The organism is Virgibacillus sp. JSM 102003, assembly GCF_041949995.1.
In the GTDB taxonomy this organism is placed as follows: Bacteria; Bacillota; Bacilli; order Bacillales; family Amphibacillaceae; genus Lentibacillus.
The window spans coordinates 57,880-74,940 of sequence record NZ_JBHFQH010000004.1 but is presented as its reverse complement, the minus strand read 5'-3'; the positions used below and the strand labels follow the sequence as shown (position 1 = coordinate 74,940).

Annotated in this window: 16 protein-coding genes; 15 read left to right on the top strand and 1 reads right to left on the bottom strand. The window is 37.0% G+C overall.

All coding sequences use genetic code 11. The annotated features are described in order from the left end of the window. Nucleotides 1–248: 248 nt before the first annotated feature. From ACE1TG_RS05770 to rpsO, 15 genes are all read left to right on the top strand, one after another. Entirely contained in the window at nt 249–1,013 is a 765-nt protein-coding gene (locus tag ACE1TG_RS05770) for an undecaprenyl pyrophosphate synthase (protein WP_375051415.1), read from the top strand. A 15-nt stretch (nt 1,014–1,028) separates the two neighbouring features. Next, the gene (locus tag ACE1TG_RS05765; protein WP_375051414.1) at nt 1,029–1,802 is read left to right on the top strand and encodes a phosphatidate cytidylyltransferase; all 774 of its coding nucleotides are present in this window, start codon (nt 1,029–1,031) and stop codon (nt 1,800–1,802) included. 93 nt (nt 1,803–1,895) lie between these two features. Beyond that, entirely contained in the window at nt 1,896–3,155 is a 1,260-nt protein-coding gene (gene rseP / locus ACE1TG_RS05760) for an RIP metalloprotease RseP (protein ID WP_375051413.1), read from the top strand. A 98-nt stretch (nt 3,156–3,253) separates the two neighbouring features. Then, complete coding sequence (locus tag ACE1TG_RS05755; RefSeq protein ID WP_375051598.1) at nt 3,254–7,546, top strand: PolC-type DNA polymerase III; 4,293 nt, start codon at nt 3,254–3,256, stop codon at nt 7,544–7,546. Nucleotides 7,547–7,669: 123 nt separating this feature from the next. Beyond that, nucleotides 7,670–8,512, top strand: coding sequence for an STAS domain-containing protein (locus ACE1TG_RS05750; RefSeq protein WP_375051412.1), 843 nt, complete (start codon nt 7,670–7,672; stop codon nt 8,510–8,512). An 837-nt stretch (nt 8,513–9,349) separates the two neighbouring features. Further along, the gene (gene rimP / locus ACE1TG_RS05745; protein WP_375051411.1) at nt 9,350–9,820 is read left to right on the top strand and encodes a ribosome maturation factor RimP; all 471 of its coding nucleotides are present in this window, start codon (nt 9,350–9,352) and stop codon (nt 9,818–9,820) included. Nucleotides 9,821–9,834: 14 nt separating this feature from the next. Continuing rightward, a complete protein-coding gene (nusA, locus tag ACE1TG_RS05740) occupies nt 9,835–10,944 on the top strand; it encodes a transcription termination factor NusA (RefSeq protein ID WP_375051410.1) in 1,110 nt (369 codons plus the stop codon). A gap of 12 nt (nt 10,945–10,956) precedes the next feature. Further along, complete coding sequence (rnpM, locus tag ACE1TG_RS05735) at nt 10,957–11,238, top strand: RNase P modulator RnpM (RefSeq protein WP_375051409.1); 282 nt, start codon at nt 10,957–10,959, stop codon at nt 11,236–11,238. Continuing rightward, on the top strand, nt 11,228–11,527 hold the full coding sequence (locus ACE1TG_RS05730) for a L7Ae/L30e/S12e/Gadd45 family ribosomal protein (RefSeq protein ID WP_375051597.1): 300 nt from the start codon (nt 11,228–11,230) through the stop codon (nt 11,525–11,527). Before rnpM ends, ACE1TG_RS05730 begins: the two co-directional genes overlap by 11 nt. A gap of 20 nt (nt 11,528–11,547) precedes the next feature. Further along, complete coding sequence (gene infB / locus ACE1TG_RS05725) at nt 11,548–13,716, top strand: translation initiation factor IF-2 (RefSeq protein ID WP_375051408.1); 2,169 nt, start codon at nt 11,548–11,550, stop codon at nt 13,714–13,716. Next, nucleotides 13,713–13,991 carry a DUF503 domain-containing protein gene (locus ACE1TG_RS05720; protein ID WP_375051407.1) on the top strand — a complete coding sequence of 93 codons (279 nt, stop codon included), beginning with the start codon at nt 13,713–13,715 and terminating at the stop codon, nt 13,989–13,991. The genes infB and ACE1TG_RS05720 overlap by 4 nt, the downstream gene beginning before the upstream one ends. 38 nt (nt 13,992–14,029) lie before the next feature. Continuing rightward, complete coding sequence (rbfA, locus tag ACE1TG_RS05715; RefSeq protein ID WP_375051406.1) at nt 14,030–14,377, top strand: 30S ribosome-binding factor RbfA; 348 nt, start codon at nt 14,030–14,032, stop codon at nt 14,375–14,377. Nucleotides 14,378–14,463: 86 nt separating this feature from the next. Next, on the top strand, nt 14,464–15,357 hold the full coding sequence (gene truB / locus ACE1TG_RS05710) for a tRNA pseudouridine(55) synthase TruB (protein WP_375051405.1): 894 nt from the start codon (nt 14,464–14,466) through the stop codon (nt 15,355–15,357). Nucleotides 15,358–15,378: 21 nt separating this feature from the next. Continuing rightward, entirely contained in the window at nt 15,379–16,317 is a 939-nt protein-coding gene (gene ribF / locus ACE1TG_RS05705) for a riboflavin biosynthesis protein RibF (RefSeq protein ID WP_375051404.1), read from the top strand. Between the two features lie 137 nt (nt 16,318–16,454). Continuing rightward, nucleotides 16,455–16,724 carry a 30S ribosomal protein S15 gene (gene rpsO / locus ACE1TG_RS05700; protein WP_375051403.1) on the top strand — a complete coding sequence of 90 codons (270 nt, stop codon included), beginning with the start codon at nt 16,455–16,457 and terminating at the stop codon, nt 16,722–16,724. Between the two features lie 5 nt (nt 16,725–16,729). On the opposite strand, the gene ACE1TG_RS05695 is transcribed toward rpsO, so the two are convergent. Continuing rightward, entirely contained in the window at nt 16,730–16,867 is a 138-nt protein-coding gene (locus ACE1TG_RS05695; protein WP_375051402.1) for a hypothetical protein, read from the bottom strand. Nucleotides 16,868–17,061 lie beyond the last annotated feature (194 nt).

Sequence of the window (17,061 nt, the reverse complement as noted above, 5' to 3'; positions counted from 1 at the left end):
GAAAAGCCATCTCTCATCATTACAGGTATTAGGCAGGTTTTTCTTATATTTTAAAGAAATCCTTATAAAAATTTAATCATATAATGCTATAATGGTAATTCATCAAAATAATATTAAATGGTTTACTGTATCTGATTTCTAAAGTTTAGACACCGGAACAGGCGATAGAATGAATGTTTTTAATCCTTCATATTGATTATATTTAAAAGGATTGTATAAGGATAATCAACCATATCGGAGGACAAATTATGTCAATGAAGTTTCCTTTTTTTAAAAATAAACAGCATAAAGATTCAGACGAAGAGCATGACTTTGATAATATACCGAATCATGTTGCTATCATAATGGACGGAAACGGACGATGGGCAAAGAAACGGGGACTACCCCGGATAGCTGGACATAAAGAAGGAATGAATGTTGTAAAAGAAATCGTTAAAGCAGCAAGAAATTCTAATGTACAGATTCTAACATTGTATGCTTTTTCCACAGAAAACTGGAAACGGCCAAAATCAGAAGTTGACTTTCTAATGAAATTACCGAAAGAGTTTCTACATATATATTTACCAGAACTTATGGAAAATAAAGTAAGAATTAATACCATTGGTGATTTTGAAGCCCTTCCTGATCATACGAAAGAAGCTATTCATTATGCGAAAGAGAAGACAAAAAATAATGATGGCTTATTATTAAATTTTGCTTTAAACTATGGTAGTAGATTTGAAATCATGCGTGCTATTAAGCAGGTTATGTCAGACATTGATGGTTCCAAATTATCCATGGAAAATTTAGATGAGAGCACTTTCTCAGAATATTTATATACGAAAGACTTAACAGACCCTGACTTATTAATTAGAACAAGTGGTGAACAACGGTTAAGCAACTTTTTATTATGGCAGGTTGCCTATTCTGAATTTTGGTTCACAGACGTATTATGGCCGGATTTCTCAGAGGAAATATTTAATAATGCCCTCCATGATTATCAGCAGAGGAAAAGAAGATATGGAGGAATTTAAGGTGATGAAACAAACATGAAACAACGAATTCAAACAGCAATCTTAGCAATTATAGTTTTTTTACCATTTGTTTTAATTGGTGGCAAACCCTTTGAAATATTTGTCTATATACTTGCTACTATAGGTTTAGTAGAATTAATGCGTATGCGCGAAATTGGTAAATACTCTGTACCTGCAGTTTTAGCAATCGCGCTGTTGTGGCTTATATTAGGCTCCATCCCAATTTCTTGGGTTACAAAATCAGAAGTAATTATGATGTTTGTTTTATTACTATTGTCATATACTGTATTAGTTAAGAATAAATTTACTTTTGATGAAGCTGGTTTTATTCTATTATCAACTATATATATCGGAATGGGGTTCTTTTACCTGATTGAAACACGTCAGGATGCTGGTTTAGTCTTCTTATTTTATGTGTTGCTTGTTATTTGGGCCACAGATACTGGTGCATATTTCGGAGGGAAAGCCTTTGGCAGAAGAAAACTTTGGCCTAAAATTAGTCCTAACAAAACAATTGAAGGAGCAGCCGCTGGTATCATCCTAGCGTGTGTAGTAGCTATCATTTTCTATCTTATTGAACCATTTTCTGACTCATTGATGCTGGTTATTGGTGTTACAGTTTTAGTATCAATATCAGGACAAATTGGGGATTTAGTTGAATCTGCGCTTAAGCGGCATTATGATGTGAAGGATTCCGGTAATATTCTTCCTGGCCACGGAGGGATACTGGACAGGTTAGATAGTTTATTGTTTGTGTTACCGATATTACACTTCATCCATTTTATATGAATGGCTAGCTTGAACAAAGAATTAAGTTAAGTGTAGAATTATTAGATAAGAAGTCAAAGTTATTCCTAATCAGATTAAAGGAAGGTGCTTCTTTTGAACACAGTAATCGCGTTTATTTTTATGTTCGGCCTGCTTGTATTTATACATGAATTTGGCCATTTAATATTTGCAAAACGAGCTGGTATGCTTGCTCGTGAATTTGCTATTGGCTTTGGTCCAAAAGTGTTTGCATTTACCAAGAATGAAACAGTTTATACAATCCGCTTATTGCCTATTGGAGGATATGTTCGAGTGGCTGGTGAAGATCCGGAGATTGTTGAGATTAAGCCAGGACAGCATATCGGATTGGAATTTAACGGGAATAAAAAAGTCAGTAAAATTATCGTAAACAATAAAGCAAAGCATCCGAATGCTCGCGTTATAGAGGTAGAACATGCTGATTTAGATCATAAGCTGCTTATTGAGGGATATGAAATCGATGAAGAAGATCAAAAATTTAGTTTTGAAGTAGATCCTAAAGCATTTTATGTTATGGATGAAAAAGAAACTCAAATCGCACCATATGATCGACAGTTTGCTTCAAAGAGTATTCCTAAACGTGCTATGCAATTGTTTGCTGGGCCAATGATGAATTTTATCCTGGCAATAGTCATTTTCTTTATTGTTGGACTTATTCAGGGTGTTCCGGTCGATAGAGCTTTAGTTTCCGGGATACAAGAAGGCAGTCCAGCAGAAGAAGCAGGGCTGCAAGAAGGAGACGAAATTGTTCAGATTGAAGGTAACTCAGTCTCAACTTGGGGAAAATTTACGGAAATTGTTCGCGATAATCCAGAAAAAGAGCTCAGCATGACAATTCAGCGTAATGGTGAAACAGAATCAATTACAGTAACACCCAAAAAGATTGAGACTCAAGGTATGACAATTGGACAAGTAGGTGTACAGCGGGCTTTTGAGAAGTCATTTACCGGAACTGTTAAATATGGATTTACCCGGACATATGAAACAACTAAGTTGATTTTGACTAACCTTGGAATGCTAGTCACAGGTCAGTTGCCAATTGAAACATTATCTGGACCTGTTGGTATATATGATGCAACAGATCAGTTTGTGAAGGCAGGAATTATGACCTTTCTAATGTGGACTGCTATTTTGAGTATTAACTTAGGAATCGTGAATCTTGTTCCGCTGCCAGCACTCGACGGAGGCAGATTACTCTTTGTTGCACTTGAAGCGGTTAGAGGTAAGCCGATAGATCCACAAAAAGAAGGAATTGTTCATTTTATTGGTTTTGCATTATTAATGCTCTTAATGATTGTTGTGACATGGAATGACATTCAGCGATTATTTTTATAAAGTTTAGTTTATGCTTTAGAACAGTTGAAAACCCTTGTCCAAATGGCAAGGGTTTTCCATCATTATAGTTCCATAACTATAATCAGGAGGAAAACATGATGGATATTTCAAAAAGAGAGAAAATGGTTTTATTATTAAAACAGGTGGAAATGCCAGAAGATTATCAGGAAGCCTATTTTAAAGATAGTGAATTGAATAAACTGGAAGTCCATAAACAGGTTAAAACCTGGCATTTTCATATTAATATCAAGCGAGTGCTGCCAACGCGAATTCATACTTTACTTCTTACAAAATTACATGAAACCTTTCAGCAATTTGCTCAAATTGATCTGACGTTATATGCCGAGGAAAAGGAATGTGATAATAAGAATATTTGTGATTATTGGCAGTCTTTTCTTCAAACTATATCAAACTTATCACCTGCTTATAAAGATTTAGTACATAACCAGGTACCGCGGGTAGAGAATAATAAGATTATGTTAACTGCAAGAAACGAAGCAGAAGGCAATGCACTGAAAAAACGTTTGGAAGATCCATTTCGTGACTATTGCAAAAAAATTGGAACAAATCCATACTCTCTTGTGATTGATGTTAAAACTGAAATGGCTGAATTGAAAAAGTTCAGAGAAAAAACAGCTCTAGAAGATCAGGAAATGGTTTTAAAGACTGTTCAGGAAAAAGAAAAACGTGATCAGGACAGACAGAAAAACGAGCAAAATAAACCGCTAATGCTTGGTTATAAAATTCAGGATGATCCATTGCAAATGGAAGAGATCCAGGATGAGGAACGTCGGGTCACTGTACAAGGCTATGTGTTTGCTACAGATATTCGCCAGTTACGTTCCGGAAGAAGTTTATTAATTGTTAAAGCAACAGATTATACGGACTCATTACAAATAAAGATGTTTTCAAAAGGTGATGAGGATGCAGAGAAATTTGAACATGTGAAATCGGGTATTTGGATTAAAGCTAGAGGCAGTATTCAAACCGATATGTTCACAAATGAATTGGCAATGATGGCTACTGATATCCATGAAGTAAAGGTAGAAACGCGAAAGGATACAGCTCCGGAAGACGAAAAGCGAGTTGAATTACACGCACATACAACAATGAGCCAAATGGATGCAGTCGTATCCCCCTCAGCTCTTATACAACAGGCAGCTTCCTGGGGGCATAAGGCAATTGCTATTACCGATCATGCGGGTGTTCAAGGATATCCGGAAGCGCATGCAGCTGGTCAAAAACATGGGATTAAAATCCTCTACGGTGTTGAAGCAAATGTTGTTGATGACGGTGTTCCAATTGCCTATAACGAACATGATGTTGATTTGAAAAATGGAACTTATGTTGTATTTGACGTGGAGACGACAGGTCTTTCAGCGGTATATGATACCATTATTGAACTTGCAGGTGTTAAGATTCATCAGGGTGAGGTAATCGATCGATTCGAATCATTTGCGAACCCTCATCATCCATTGTCACAAACAACCACGGATTTAACCGGAATTACAGATGATATGGTGAAAAATGCTCCTGAAATTGATGATGTCCTTAAAGATTTTTATGAATGGATGGAAGATAGCATTCTTGTTGCACATAATGCCAGTTTTGATATCGGTTTTTTAAACCAGGGATTTAAAAAAATTGATTATAAAAAAGTTGTTAACCCAGTTATCGATACGCTTGAGCTTGCGAGATTTTTATTTCCTGATTTAAAAAATCACCGACTGAATACGATGTGTAAACATTTAGATATTGAATTAACCCAGCATCACCGTGCTATCTATGATGCAGAGGCAACTGGCTATTTATTATGGAAATTAGTACAAGGACTTCTAAAAAAGGATATTACAAACCACAACAAGCTAAATGATCACATGGGAGAAGGTAATGCATATCAGCGTTCTCGTCCATTTCATTGCACACTGGTTGCTAAAACAGAAGAAGGTTTGAAGAATTTGTATAAGCTAGTTTCATATGCGCATATCGATTATTTCTATCGTGTTCCGCGAGTACCTAGATCACTGCTGCAAAAGCTGCGAAATGGAATTTTAGTTGGGTCTGCATGTGATAAAGGTGAAGTATTTGAAACGATGATGCAAAAATCAGCAGATGAAGCGGAGAAAGCAGCAGAATTCTATGATTATATCGAGGTCCAGCCACCAGCTAATTATGCCCATTTAATTGAAAAAGATCTCGTTCAGAATGAAGCACAGATACTGGATATTTTAAGCAAATTAGTAGATTTGGGAAATCGTATAAACAAAACTGTGGTAGCAACAGGAAATGCACACTATATAGATGAACATGATAAACTTTATCGTCAAATATTAATTGCTTCACAGGCTGGTAATCCATTAAATAGGCAAACATTACCGGATACACCTTTTCGTACGACAAATGAGATGATTGATAGTTTCAACTTTTTAGGAGGAGAAAAAGCCCACGAAATAGTAGTAACAAATACCAGTAAGTTGGCAGATGAAATTGAAGAGATTTCCCCTGTTAAGGATGGGCTTTACACACCAACAATTGAGGGTGCAGATCAAGAGATGCGTGATCTGTGCTATAATCGGGCAAAATTAATTTATGGTGATCCTGTACCGCAAATTGTTGTTGATCGACTTGAAAAAGAGCTATCAAGTATTATTGGACATGGTTTTGCAGTAATATATTTAATATCTCATAAGCTAGTAAAAAAATCATTGGACGATGGATACCTGGTAGGTTCACGAGGGTCTGTTGGCTCTTCTTTAGTAGCAACCATGACTGAAATAACCGAGGTAAATCCATTACCACCACATTATGTCTGTATGGAATGTCATCATCATGAATTTATTACAGATGGGTCTGTCGGTAGCGGTTTTGATTTAGCTGATCAGGACTGTCCGCATTGCGGTAACCCTCTAACAAAAGATGGACAAGATATTCCTTTTGAAACTTTTCTCGGATTTAAAGGTGATAAAGTACCCGATATTGATTTAAATTTTTCAGGTGCATATCAGCCAAGAGCACATAATTACACCAAAGAATTGTTTGGAGAAGAGAAAGTCTATCGTGCGGGAACAATTGGTACAATTGCTGAAAAGACGGCGTATGGCTATGTGAAAGGTTATGCGTCAGATAAACAGTTAGTTTATAAAAATGCTGAAGTTGATCGTCTAGTACAAGGCTGCACAGGGGTCAAACGAACAACAGGTCAGCATCCAGGCGGAATTATTGTTGTCCCGGATGATAAGGAAATATATGACTTTACACCTATTCAATTTCCGGCTGATGATCGAAAAAGTGAGTGGAAAACAACACATTTTGATTTTCACTCCATTCATGATAACTTGCTTAAACTTGATATACTTGGGCACGATGATCCAACCGTAATTCGGATGCTGCAGGATCTGAGTGGAATCGATCCCAAAACAATCCCGACAGATGATGCAGAAGTGATGAAGATTTTTTCCGGTACGGAATCACTTGGAATAACACCGGAACAAATTAACTGTCAAACCGGGACATTAGGTGTCCCTGAGTTTGGGACAAAATTTGTCCGGCAGATGCTGGAGGATACAAAACCAAGCACATTTGCTGAGCTGGTAATGATATCTGGTCTATCGCATGGTACAGATGTATGGCTGGGCAATGCGCAAGAGCTTATCAACGATGGTATTTGTGAATTGCCTGATGTTATCGGGTGTCGTGATGATATTATGGTATACCTAATGCACAAGGGCCTTGATGCTTCACTTGCCTTTAAGATCATGGAATTTGTCCGTAAAGGCAAAGGGTTACAGGATGACTGGATTCATGAAATGAAAAAAAACGGAGTTCCGGATTGGTATATTGAATCATGTAAAAAGATTAAATATATGTTTCCAAAAGCACACGCTGCGGCGTATGTTCTAATGGCAGTTCGAATTGCGTATTTTAAGGTTCATTATCCAATATACTTTTATGCCGCTTATTTTTCTGTAAGAGCAGGTGACTTTGAGTTGGATACAATGGTTAAAGGATCAGATGTGATAAGGCAGCGTATTGAAGGTATCGTGGCTAAGGGAAATGATGCAACACCTAAAGAAAAGAATCTCTCTACAGTTCTGGAAGTGGTTCTTGAGATGAGTGAACGTGGCTATACTTTCCAAAAAGTTGATTTATATAAGTCTGCTGCTTCTGAATTTATAGTCGATGGTAACTCATTAATACCACCATTTAACGCGGTTGATGGATTGGGTACTAACGCAGCTATTAATATTGTTAAAGTACGTGAGGATGGGGAATTTCTTTCTAAAGAAGATCTTCGGCAGCGTAGTAAAATTTCTAAAACGGTTCTGGAGTATCTTGACAATCACGGATGTTTAGAAGGCATGGCCGAAAAGAATCAGCTGTCACTGTTTTAATATATCTGTTAAATTATGTTGTTGGCACCAGTAAATTATTGTCTTGAGCAAATGCTTAATCTTAACAATAGGGCATGAAATAGCTGATATTATCTAAATTTCCTAAAAGGAGAGTGATCACTTATGGAGTTAACATATGAAGTAGGACAACCGATCCGACAATTTTTAATTGACAACAGACAAACTTTCGAAAGTCAACTTCTGGCAGAGGCAAATAATGTTCGTGATAAGATTGAAGAAATTCAAATGATTGGAAATATTAACCTATTGGAGAATGCTCATAAGTTAGTCTTGTTTGTGGTTGATGAGAAAAAAGATGAGGTAGTGAGTTTTGCTGAGCAGGAGGGTATTGCATGGGCAAAACATTCTCTGACATTAGCGTTAAAAATTGAGTGGATTCAAGCGATCCGCAGAACATTATGGAATTTTCTTTATGAACATGATAGATTTACCGAAAAAACTAACAGTCTTGAAGCGTTTTACTATATGGAAAGTAAGATAAATGATTTAATTGATAAATTTCTTAATGGGTTCTTTATTAACTATTCGACTTATAAAGATAAGCTAATTGAAGAACAGCGTAAATTAGTAGATAACCTATCTGCTCCAATTATTCCAATAACCTCAAAGATTAGCATATTGCCAATAATAGGTACTATGGACAGAAATCGAGTTACTGTTATTGAAGAAAAAGTATTACTGGAAATTGGACAGAGACATGTACAAAAATTAATTATGGATTTGTCTGGAATTGCTGAAATGGAAAAAGAGGTTCTGCAATTATTTCTGAAATTATTAGATGGTATTTCTATGATGGGATGCGAAGCAGTGATAACTGGTTTACGTCCTGATTTAGTCAGAAATATGGTGCTTGAAGTAGAATTTGGTCAAAATTTTGAAACAAAAGGCTCGTTGCAGCAGGCACTGGACGGCTACCTGCAAATGAACGATACAACTGTAAATTAGACTATTTTCTAAAAGATTGTTGCTTTATCAAGTTAATGAGGTTATTGCGTAGTTGATATAAACTGCGAAGTAACTGCCAGAATAATCTCTATAAACTCTCACGCCGCCATCCGGGATCGCTCCGGGCGGATGCTCACTTTAGAGCAACGCTTCAGCTTCCTCGGAAGCAAAAACCGCTTCCTGCGGGATCTTCAGCTGTTGCTGTTCCCGCAGGAGTCACCGCCCTCCGCTCACCCGGACTAGTGTAGTGCTGTCACATAATTATTCTATAGCGATTCCTACTCGAGTCAACAGCGGAGGAAATACACGTAGACTCCTGTGGGAGCTTGCGCCTAGATGGGACTACGCAGCGACGTAGGAGCAAGGAGGCTCATCAGCCGCCCTAGGTGCGCGGAGAGTATTTCCGGAGCGGTATAGTAACACTCAAACTTTTTAAAAAGTAGTTCGCAGTTTATATCAACTGCGAAGAATAAACTCTTGCGAAAAGATTATTAAATTATAATTAACAGCTAACACCTTGGCCGATACTAACCTTTTATTATAATCAGTAAGAATTCGGATATAATACAGCTATGTATGAACAATTGTTCACCGTTCTTGCAACATCAGTCCTAGTATGATATAGTAAATAGTGGTAAGAAATGATACGAACGGTTAGAAGAGTGGGAGAACCCCACTCTTTCTTCATACTACTATCTTTGCAATTTGCACTTTGACTACTTTCCCTTGCCACATCTTCCGGCAGGGGATTTGTATTATTATGGATATGTTGCAAATGAAATGTCGTGTGATGGTTCATAATAGAACTATAAACAACTGAATAAAGGAGGATAAATTTTGAGTTCCAATGTAATTAAAACAACGGAAGAATTGGTGCAGCCGATTTTACAGGAGAAAGAATTGGAATTAGTAGATGTTGAATACGTAAAAGAAGGACCGAACTGGTTTCTTCGCGTTTATATTGATAGTGAGAGTGGCGTTGATATAGCGGATTGTGGTACTGTCTCTGAACAGTTAAGCGAAAAACTGGATAAAGCTGATCCAGTAGAAGAAGCCTATTATCTGGAAGTTTCGTCTCCAGGTGTCGAGCGTCCACTAAAGTCTAAGGATGACTTTGAAAAGAATGTAAATAATAATGTTTTCGTAAAATTGTATGAACCAATAGATGGTCAGAAAGAATACGAAGGTATATTGAAGGATTTTACGGATGATATTGCAACGATCGAATATAAAGTAAAAACCCGAAAAAAGCTAGTTGAAATTCCAATTAATAATATAGCTAAAGCAAGGTTAGCCGTTACGCTATAAGGGGGAAAATAAAAGTGAGCAGTCAGTTGTTTGAAGCGATTGATTTTCTAGAAAAAGAAAAGGGTATTGATAAGGATATTCTAATGGAAGCGTTGGAAGCAGCGCTAATATCAGCTTATAAGAAAAACTTTAAATCTGCTACAAATGTGCGGGTTGATATTGATGAACAGTCCGGTACAATGCGCGTGTTTTCACGTAAAACGGTAGTAGAAGAAATAGAAGATGCCCAAGAGGAAATTTCATTGGATCAGGCAAAAGAAATTGATCCCAAATATCAAATTGAAGATGTTATTGAGGTTGAGGTAACTCCAAAAGACTTCGGACGTATTGCAGCCCAAGCCGCAAAACAAGTAGTTACACAACGGGTAAGGGAGGCGGAACGTGGCGTCATATTCAGCGAGTACTCTGATCGTGAAGAAGATGTTATGACAGGGATTATTCAGCGTAAAGATCCGCGCTTTGTCTATGTTAACCTTGGAAAAATTGAGGCTAAGCTAGCTGAAGCGGAGCAAATGCCTACTGAAGAATACTATGTTCATGACCGTATAAAAGTTTTTGTAACAAAAGTGGAGAATACGAGTAAAGGACCTCAAATTTATATTTCAAGGTCACATCCAGGATTATTAAAGCGCCTGTTTGAAATGGAAGTCCCAGAAATTTATGAAGGTATTGTTGATATCAAATCAGTGGCAAGAGAGGCTGGGGATCGTTCTAAAATTTCCGTTCATGCAGATGACCCTGAAATTGATGCAGTTGGATCTTGCGTTGGCCAAAAAGGACAGCGAGTACAAGTAATTGTTAATGAACTAAAAGGTGAAAAAATAGATGTTGTAGAGTGGTCAGAAGACCCCGTTGTCTATGTATCAAATGCTTTAAGTCCTTCGAAGGTAGTAGAGGTATTGGTAAATGAAGAAGATAAGGCGACAACTGTAATTGTACCTGACTATCAACTATCGCTAGCTATTGGAAAACGTGGGCAAAATGCTCGCCTAGCAGCTAAATTAACCGGCTGGAAGATTGATATTAAAAGTGAGTCAGAAGCTCGTAAGGAAGGGCTTTTAACAGATGACGAAGAAGATGCTGATGCTTATTCTGACAATGAGGAAGATGGCTTGTTCGAATAGGGAGGTTCTGTAATGGCGCAAAAACGGAAAGTACCAGAACGTAAATGTATAGTAACTAATGAAATGAAACCAAAGAAAGATCTCATTCGTATTGTCCGTAACAAAGAAGGAGAAGTCTTTGTTGATCCAACTGGCAAAAAAAATGGCCGTGGAGCATATGTATCCAATGATCTATCTGTTATTGAAAAGGCTGAAAAGGCTGGAATTTTAAGTCGTCAGTTAAATACCAAAATTGAACCATCAATATATGAAGACCTTAAACAACTAGTTGAAGGAAAAAATGATGAAAAATAATTACTTAAATTTAATTGGCTTAGCCTATCGGGCTAGAAAGTGTTCTTTAGGGGAAGAAACAATCTTGAAAGATATCAGGCAAAACAGAGCAAAACTTGTTCTTTTGGCAAGTGACATCGGTCCCCAAACACGAAAAAAAATAACGGACAAATGCAAAACATATGAAGTACCATTTTTAATAGCAGATGATAGAGAAACTTTATCAAATGCTATTGGAAAATCACAAAGAGTAGCTGTAGCTATTTTAGATGCAGGATTTGCCACTAAAATCAAATCGTTACTCGGGTAATTAAATTCGGGGGTGGACGTATGAGCAAGATGCGTGTATATGAATATGCAAAGCAAAATAAAACGACCAGTAAAGATGTAATAAATTATTTAAAAGAATTAAATGTCGAGGTATCCAACCACATGTCGACAATCTCGATTGATACGATATTAAAGTTGGATGAAAAATTCGGATCAGAGAAATCTCAGGAAACACAAAAGAAGCAGGATTCATCAAATAAACCAGCAAATAACAGCAGTAACAATAAAGCTGCCAATCAATCAAAAAAAGAAAATAAACCAAGTAATAATGGGAAGTCTAATAACAACCCCAAGCCACAACAGGCTCAGCAAAGAAAAGGTCAGAAGAACAATAACAAAAAGCATCAGCATGGTAAAAATTCAAAAAGGAACAATCAGGCACCTCAGCAGCAGCAAAAGCCCGCTGTTAAGGAAACGCCTAAACATATTACTTACAGCGAAACACTAACTGTAAGTGATTTGGCAGCTAAGTTAAATAAAGATGCATCAGAAATTATTAAAAAGCTAATGTTCCTTGGTGTCATGGCTACAAAGAACCAGGATCTTGACGATGATGCAGTTGAGCTTATTTGTGCAGAGTATGATGTGGAAGTAGAAAAGGAAATAATTCTGGAAGATACCGACTTTGATAAGTATCGGGAAAAAAATAATGAGGCTAACTTAATCGAAAGACCTGCTGTTGTAACGATTATGGGACACGTTGACCATGGTAAAACAACATTATTGGATGCGATTCGCCATACAAAAGTAACGGAAGGCGAAGCAGGAGGTATTACGCAGCATATAGGGGCATATCAAATAGAAAGCGAAGGTAAGAAAGTTACATTTCTTGATACACCAGGACATGCGGCGTTTACCAGCATGCGTTCACGTGGTGCACAAGTTACGGATATTGCTATATTAGTTGTTGCAGCGGATGATGGTGTAATGCCACAGACAATTGAGGCTATTAACCATGCGAAAGCTGCTGAAGTTCCAATTATTATAGCAGTTAACAAAATGGATAAAGAAGGCGCTAATCCAGATCGTGTCATGCAGGAATTAACGGAATACGAACTCATACCTGAAGACTGGGGCGGCAGTACAATTTTTGTTAATTTGTCTGCTGTCAAACATGAAGGAATTGATGATCTGCTTGAAATGATTCAACTTGTTTCGGAAGTAGAAGAATTAAAAGCAGATCCAAACAACGATGCTTTTGGTACTGTAATTGAGGCACAGCTTGATAAAGGAAAAGGACCTGTTGCTACATTATTAGTACAAAATGGAACTTTACGTGTTGGCGAATCAGTTGTTGTTGGAAATACTTTTGGTCGTGTTCGTGCGATGGTTAGTGACTTGGGTCAACGGATTAGTGAAGCTGGTCCATCAACTCCAGTTGAAATAACTGGATTGAACGATGTACCACAAGCGGGCGATCAATTCCTGGTATTTAAGGATGAGAAGAAATCACGCCAAATTGGTGAAGCTCGTCAGCAAAAGCATATCCAGGAGAATCGTACGGAACAAACAAAAGTAAGCATCGATGATTTGTTCGATCAGATTAAAGAAGGCGAAATGAAAGATATTAACATTATAATAAAGGCAGATGTTCAAGGTTCTGCAGAAGCTATGGCATCTTCATTGAGCAAGATTGATGTAGAAGGCGTTAAAATAAAAATTATTCATACTGGTGTAGGTGCAATTACTGAATCAGATATAATTTTAGCGTCGGCTTCAAATGCAATTGTAATTGGGTTCAATGTACGACCAGATGCAAATGCGAAAAAAGCTGCTGAATCAGAAAAGGTAGATGTCCGTTTACATCGTGTTATTTATAAAGTTATTGAAGAGATAGAATTAGCAATGAAAGGTATGCTGGATCCTGAGTATGAAGAAAAAGTTATAGGTCAGGCAGAAGTGCGCGAAATATTCAAGGTTTCCAAAATTGGAACTATCGCTGGTAGTTATGTGACAGATGGTAAGATTACACGTAATTCAGGAATACGCCTTATTCGTGACGGTGTTGTACAGTTTGAAGGCGAAATAGATGCGTTAAAACGTTTTAAAGATGATGTCAAGGAAGTTGCACAAAACTATGAATGTGGTATCACAATTAAAAAGTTTAATGATATTAAAGAAGGCGACGTAATTGAAGCATTTGTCATGGAGGAGATTGAACGCAAATGATAATTTATGCTGAAGTAGAATGCATTCTTTACGAAGGTCATTCACTTAAGCAAAAACGTTCTGTTATCAAAAGTTTAATGGCTAAACTGCGTAATGAATTAAATGTAGCAGTAACGGAGTTGGATTATCATGATTTATGGCAACGTACAAAGCTTGGAGTTGTAACAGTTTCCAATGAAAAGAAACATGCTGAACAGGTTATTCAGGAAGGTTTACGAATTATTGACACAATTGATGAACTGGAGCGGACACTTACAGATGTTGAGCATGTATAATCAAATTATCAGGTCGTCAACTTATAGAGGTGATCAAAATGAGTGACATTCGTTCAAATCGGGTCGCAGAGCAAATGAAAAAAGAATTAGGTGAGCTTTTAAGTAAAAAAATCAAGGATCCACGTGTTGGATTTGTTACAGTAACAGATGTAGACGTAACTGGTGACCTACAACAAGCGAAGATTTTTATATCTGTTCTGGGTGATGAACAAAAGAAACATGATACACTTGTCGGATTAGCTAAAGCTAAAGGATTTATCCGATCTGAAATTGGGAATCGTATCCGTTTACGGAAAACACCAGAAATTACATTTGAATTTGATGAAGCATACGAATATGGGAATCGTATCGAAACAATTCTACGTGATTTAAACAAAAATAAGTAATATGCAATGAATTAATCTGATCCACAGAAATGATAGGTGGGTCAGATTTTTCCATGTACGATACTCTAGTCTTGGGAGCTGGTTAGATGAATGGTATATTGCCTTTATGGAAACCAAAAGGAATGACGTCACATGATTGTGTGATAGCGATTAGAAAGAAATTTGGCTTAAAGAAAGTGGGCCATACAGGAACTCTTGACCCTGAGGTTGAAGGTGTATTGCCTATCTGTATTGGACAGGCAACCAAGATTGTACCTTATTTGACTGATACCAAAAAGACATACATAGCACAAGTGAAGCTTGGGGTCGCTACTGAAACTGAAGATAGTCATGGTGCAACTATCGAGAAAAGCAGAGTAGTAAATTTTCCGTCTAAACAGTCAATCGAAAACGTGTTACAATTGTTTAGGGGAGAAATCACACAAGTTCCCCCAATGTATTCAGCAGTCAAAGTAAACGGTAAAAAACTGTATGAGTATGCAAGAGCCAATGAGCAAGTAGAACGGCCACAGCGTAAAGTAGTTATTTATCAGCTTACACATATAGATAATACAGACCATAAAGATAGCTTTAAGATAAAGGCAATCTGTTCAAAAGGTACATATATCCGAACACTTTGTGTAGATATTGGTAAGAAACTAGGCTATCCTGCACATATGTCACACTTGGTAAGAACAGAAACAGGCATTATTAAACAAGAAGAAACAGTAACATTTGAAGCTATTGACGAATCCGTAGAGTTGGCGAACCAAGAAAAGTTACTGTTGCCAATTTCAAAAGGTTTAAGCCATTTGGAACATATTAATGTAGACGAAAACACAAAAAAACGAGTACTCTATGGTCAAAAATTGTCAAAGCCTGATAACGTTACTAAGTCAAATCCATTTGTCATCATGTTTGATAATCAAGTACTGGCGATTTATCAAATACATCCTGAAAATCCATATCTTATAAAGCCAATCCGAGTATTTAAAGAGTGAAAAAAGAGTAGGTGAAGCGCGTTGCGAACGATTGAATTAACACATCCCCATACATTGGTACTAGAAGAGCTGCCGGAGACTGTTGCGGCTATAGGTTTCTTTGATGGTATTCACAAAGGTCACCAGAAAGTTATACAAACAGCAGTATCCAAAGCGAAGGATAAAAACATGGAAAGTGCAGTTATTACTTTTCATCCGCATCCATCTGTTGTTTTAAAAAAAAATGCACCACATGTAAGATATATCACACCTTTACGAGAGAAGCAGGAAATTCTGCAGCAACTGGATGTTGACCGTCTTTATGTTATTACCTTTAATAAGGAATTAGCGTCACTTGAACCACAGCAATTTATAGATCATTTTATTATTGGCTTAAAAATAAAACATTTGGTTGCGGGATTTGATTTTTCTTATGGTCACAAGGGTCAGGGAAATATGAAATTGATGCAAGACCAAACAAGAGGTTTATTTGATTATACAACAATAGGCAAAGTAGAATTGGATAGTGAAAAAGTGAGTTCTACCAGAATCAGAGAACTTCTCCAGAGTGGTGAGCTCGAAAAAGCTAATAATTTATTAGGAAGACCACTTACTATACAAGGTGTTGTTGTTGAAGGAGAACAACGAGGGAGAACGATTGGTTATCCAACTGCGAACATAAAGGTTAATTCAGATACGTTACTACCCAAAGTTGGTGTTTATGCAGTAAAAGTACTTTATAAAAATGAAGTATATGAAGGAATGGCAAATATTGGATATAATCCAACATTTACAAATCAGAGAACTGAACCATCTGTAGAAGTTAACATATTTGATTATAATAATGATTTATATGGTGAAGTAATGAATGTTGAATGGCATAAATTTATCCGGGAAGAGGAAAAATTTAATGGTGTTCAGGAGTTAGTAAATCATATAGAAAATGATGAAAAGTGTGTCCGCAGTTACTTTTGCAATTAATGTTTCTTTGATTTACCACTTGCAATTTGAGTAAAAAAGATGTAAGCTTAAAATCGTAAAACCATCGCTTGGCATATCGTAACTCCGACGTTTGCTAGGGGAATGGGGATATTAATAAATTATTGGAGGTGAGCCAGATGGCTATCACAAAAGAACGTAAGAATGAAATTATTAGTGAGCACAAAGTTCATGAAAATGACACTGGTTCTCCAGAGGTACAAATTGCTGTACTTACTGAAGAAATCACAAAACTAAATGAACATCTACGTGTTCATAAAAAAGATCATCATTCACGTCGTGGTCTTTTGAAAATGGTTGGTAAACGCCGTAACTTGCTTAATTACCTACGTAATAATGATGTTACTCGTTATCGTGAACTAATTAAAAAACTCGGCCTACGCCGATAAGTGTTTTAAAAAGCAGGAGCAATCCTGCTTTTTTTAGCAGATAAATCTATTTCGTAGTAAAAATAAAGCAGTAAAACCAAACTATTTGTAATTGTGCTAGGCTTGTTGATATCCAACTGCGGGCGGACGATTTCTGCGGGCATGGCTTGAGCCTCCTCGTGCTATCGCACTGTGGGGTCTCAAGGCACATGCTATTCCCGCAAGAGTCGCCTCCCGCAGTGATATTTAGCGATTATAGTACCTCGAATTAACGAATGGTAAAATATTAGTTCGCCATATTGTTCGGATAAATGATGATTAAAAGTATTTTTGAAACTTAGTAAAGAAAATATTAAAC

What these genes read in the sequence shown, in the direction of transcription:
- ACE1TG_RS05765 (WP_375051414.1), top strand. Translation starts at nt 1,029, where the DNA reads ATGAAACAACGAATTCAAACAGCAATCTTAGCAATTATAGTTTTTTTA.
- truB (WP_375051405.1), top strand. Translation starts at nt 14,464, where the DNA reads ATGAATGGTATATTGCCTTTATGGAAACCAAAAGGAATGACGTCACAT.
- rpsO (WP_375051403.1), top strand. Translation starts at nt 16,455, where the DNA reads ATGGCTATCACAAAAGAACGTAAGAATGAAATTATTAGTGAGCACAAA.
- ACE1TG_RS05720 (WP_375051407.1), top strand. Translation starts at nt 13,713, where the DNA reads ATGATAATTTATGCTGAAGTAGAATGCATTCTTTACGAAGGTCATTCA.
- ACE1TG_RS05695 (WP_375051402.1), bottom strand. Translation starts at nt 16,867, where the DNA reads ATGCCCGCAGAAATCGTCCGCCCGCAGTTGGATATCAACAAGCCTAGC.
- ACE1TG_RS05770 (WP_375051415.1), top strand. Translation starts at nt 249, where the DNA reads ATGTCAATGAAGTTTCCTTTTTTTAAAAATAAACAGCATAAAGATTCA.
- infB (WP_375051408.1), top strand. Translation starts at nt 11,548, where the DNA reads ATGAGCAAGATGCGTGTATATGAATATGCAAAGCAAAATAAAACGACC.
- rbfA (WP_375051406.1), top strand. Translation starts at nt 14,030, where the DNA reads ATGAGTGACATTCGTTCAAATCGGGTCGCAGAGCAAATGAAAAAAGAA.
- ACE1TG_RS05755 (WP_375051598.1), top strand. Translation starts at nt 3,254, where the DNA reads ATGGATATTTCAAAAAGAGAGAAAATGGTTTTATTATTAAAACAGGTG.
- ACE1TG_RS05730 (WP_375051597.1), top strand. Translation starts at nt 11,228, where the DNA reads ATGAAAAATAATTACTTAAATTTAATTGGCTTAGCCTATCGGGCTAGA.
- ACE1TG_RS05750 (WP_375051412.1), top strand. Translation starts at nt 7,670, where the DNA reads ATGGAGTTAACATATGAAGTAGGACAACCGATCCGACAATTTTTAATT.
- rnpM (WP_375051409.1), top strand. Translation starts at nt 10,957, where the DNA reads ATGGCGCAAAAACGGAAAGTACCAGAACGTAAATGTATAGTAACTAAT.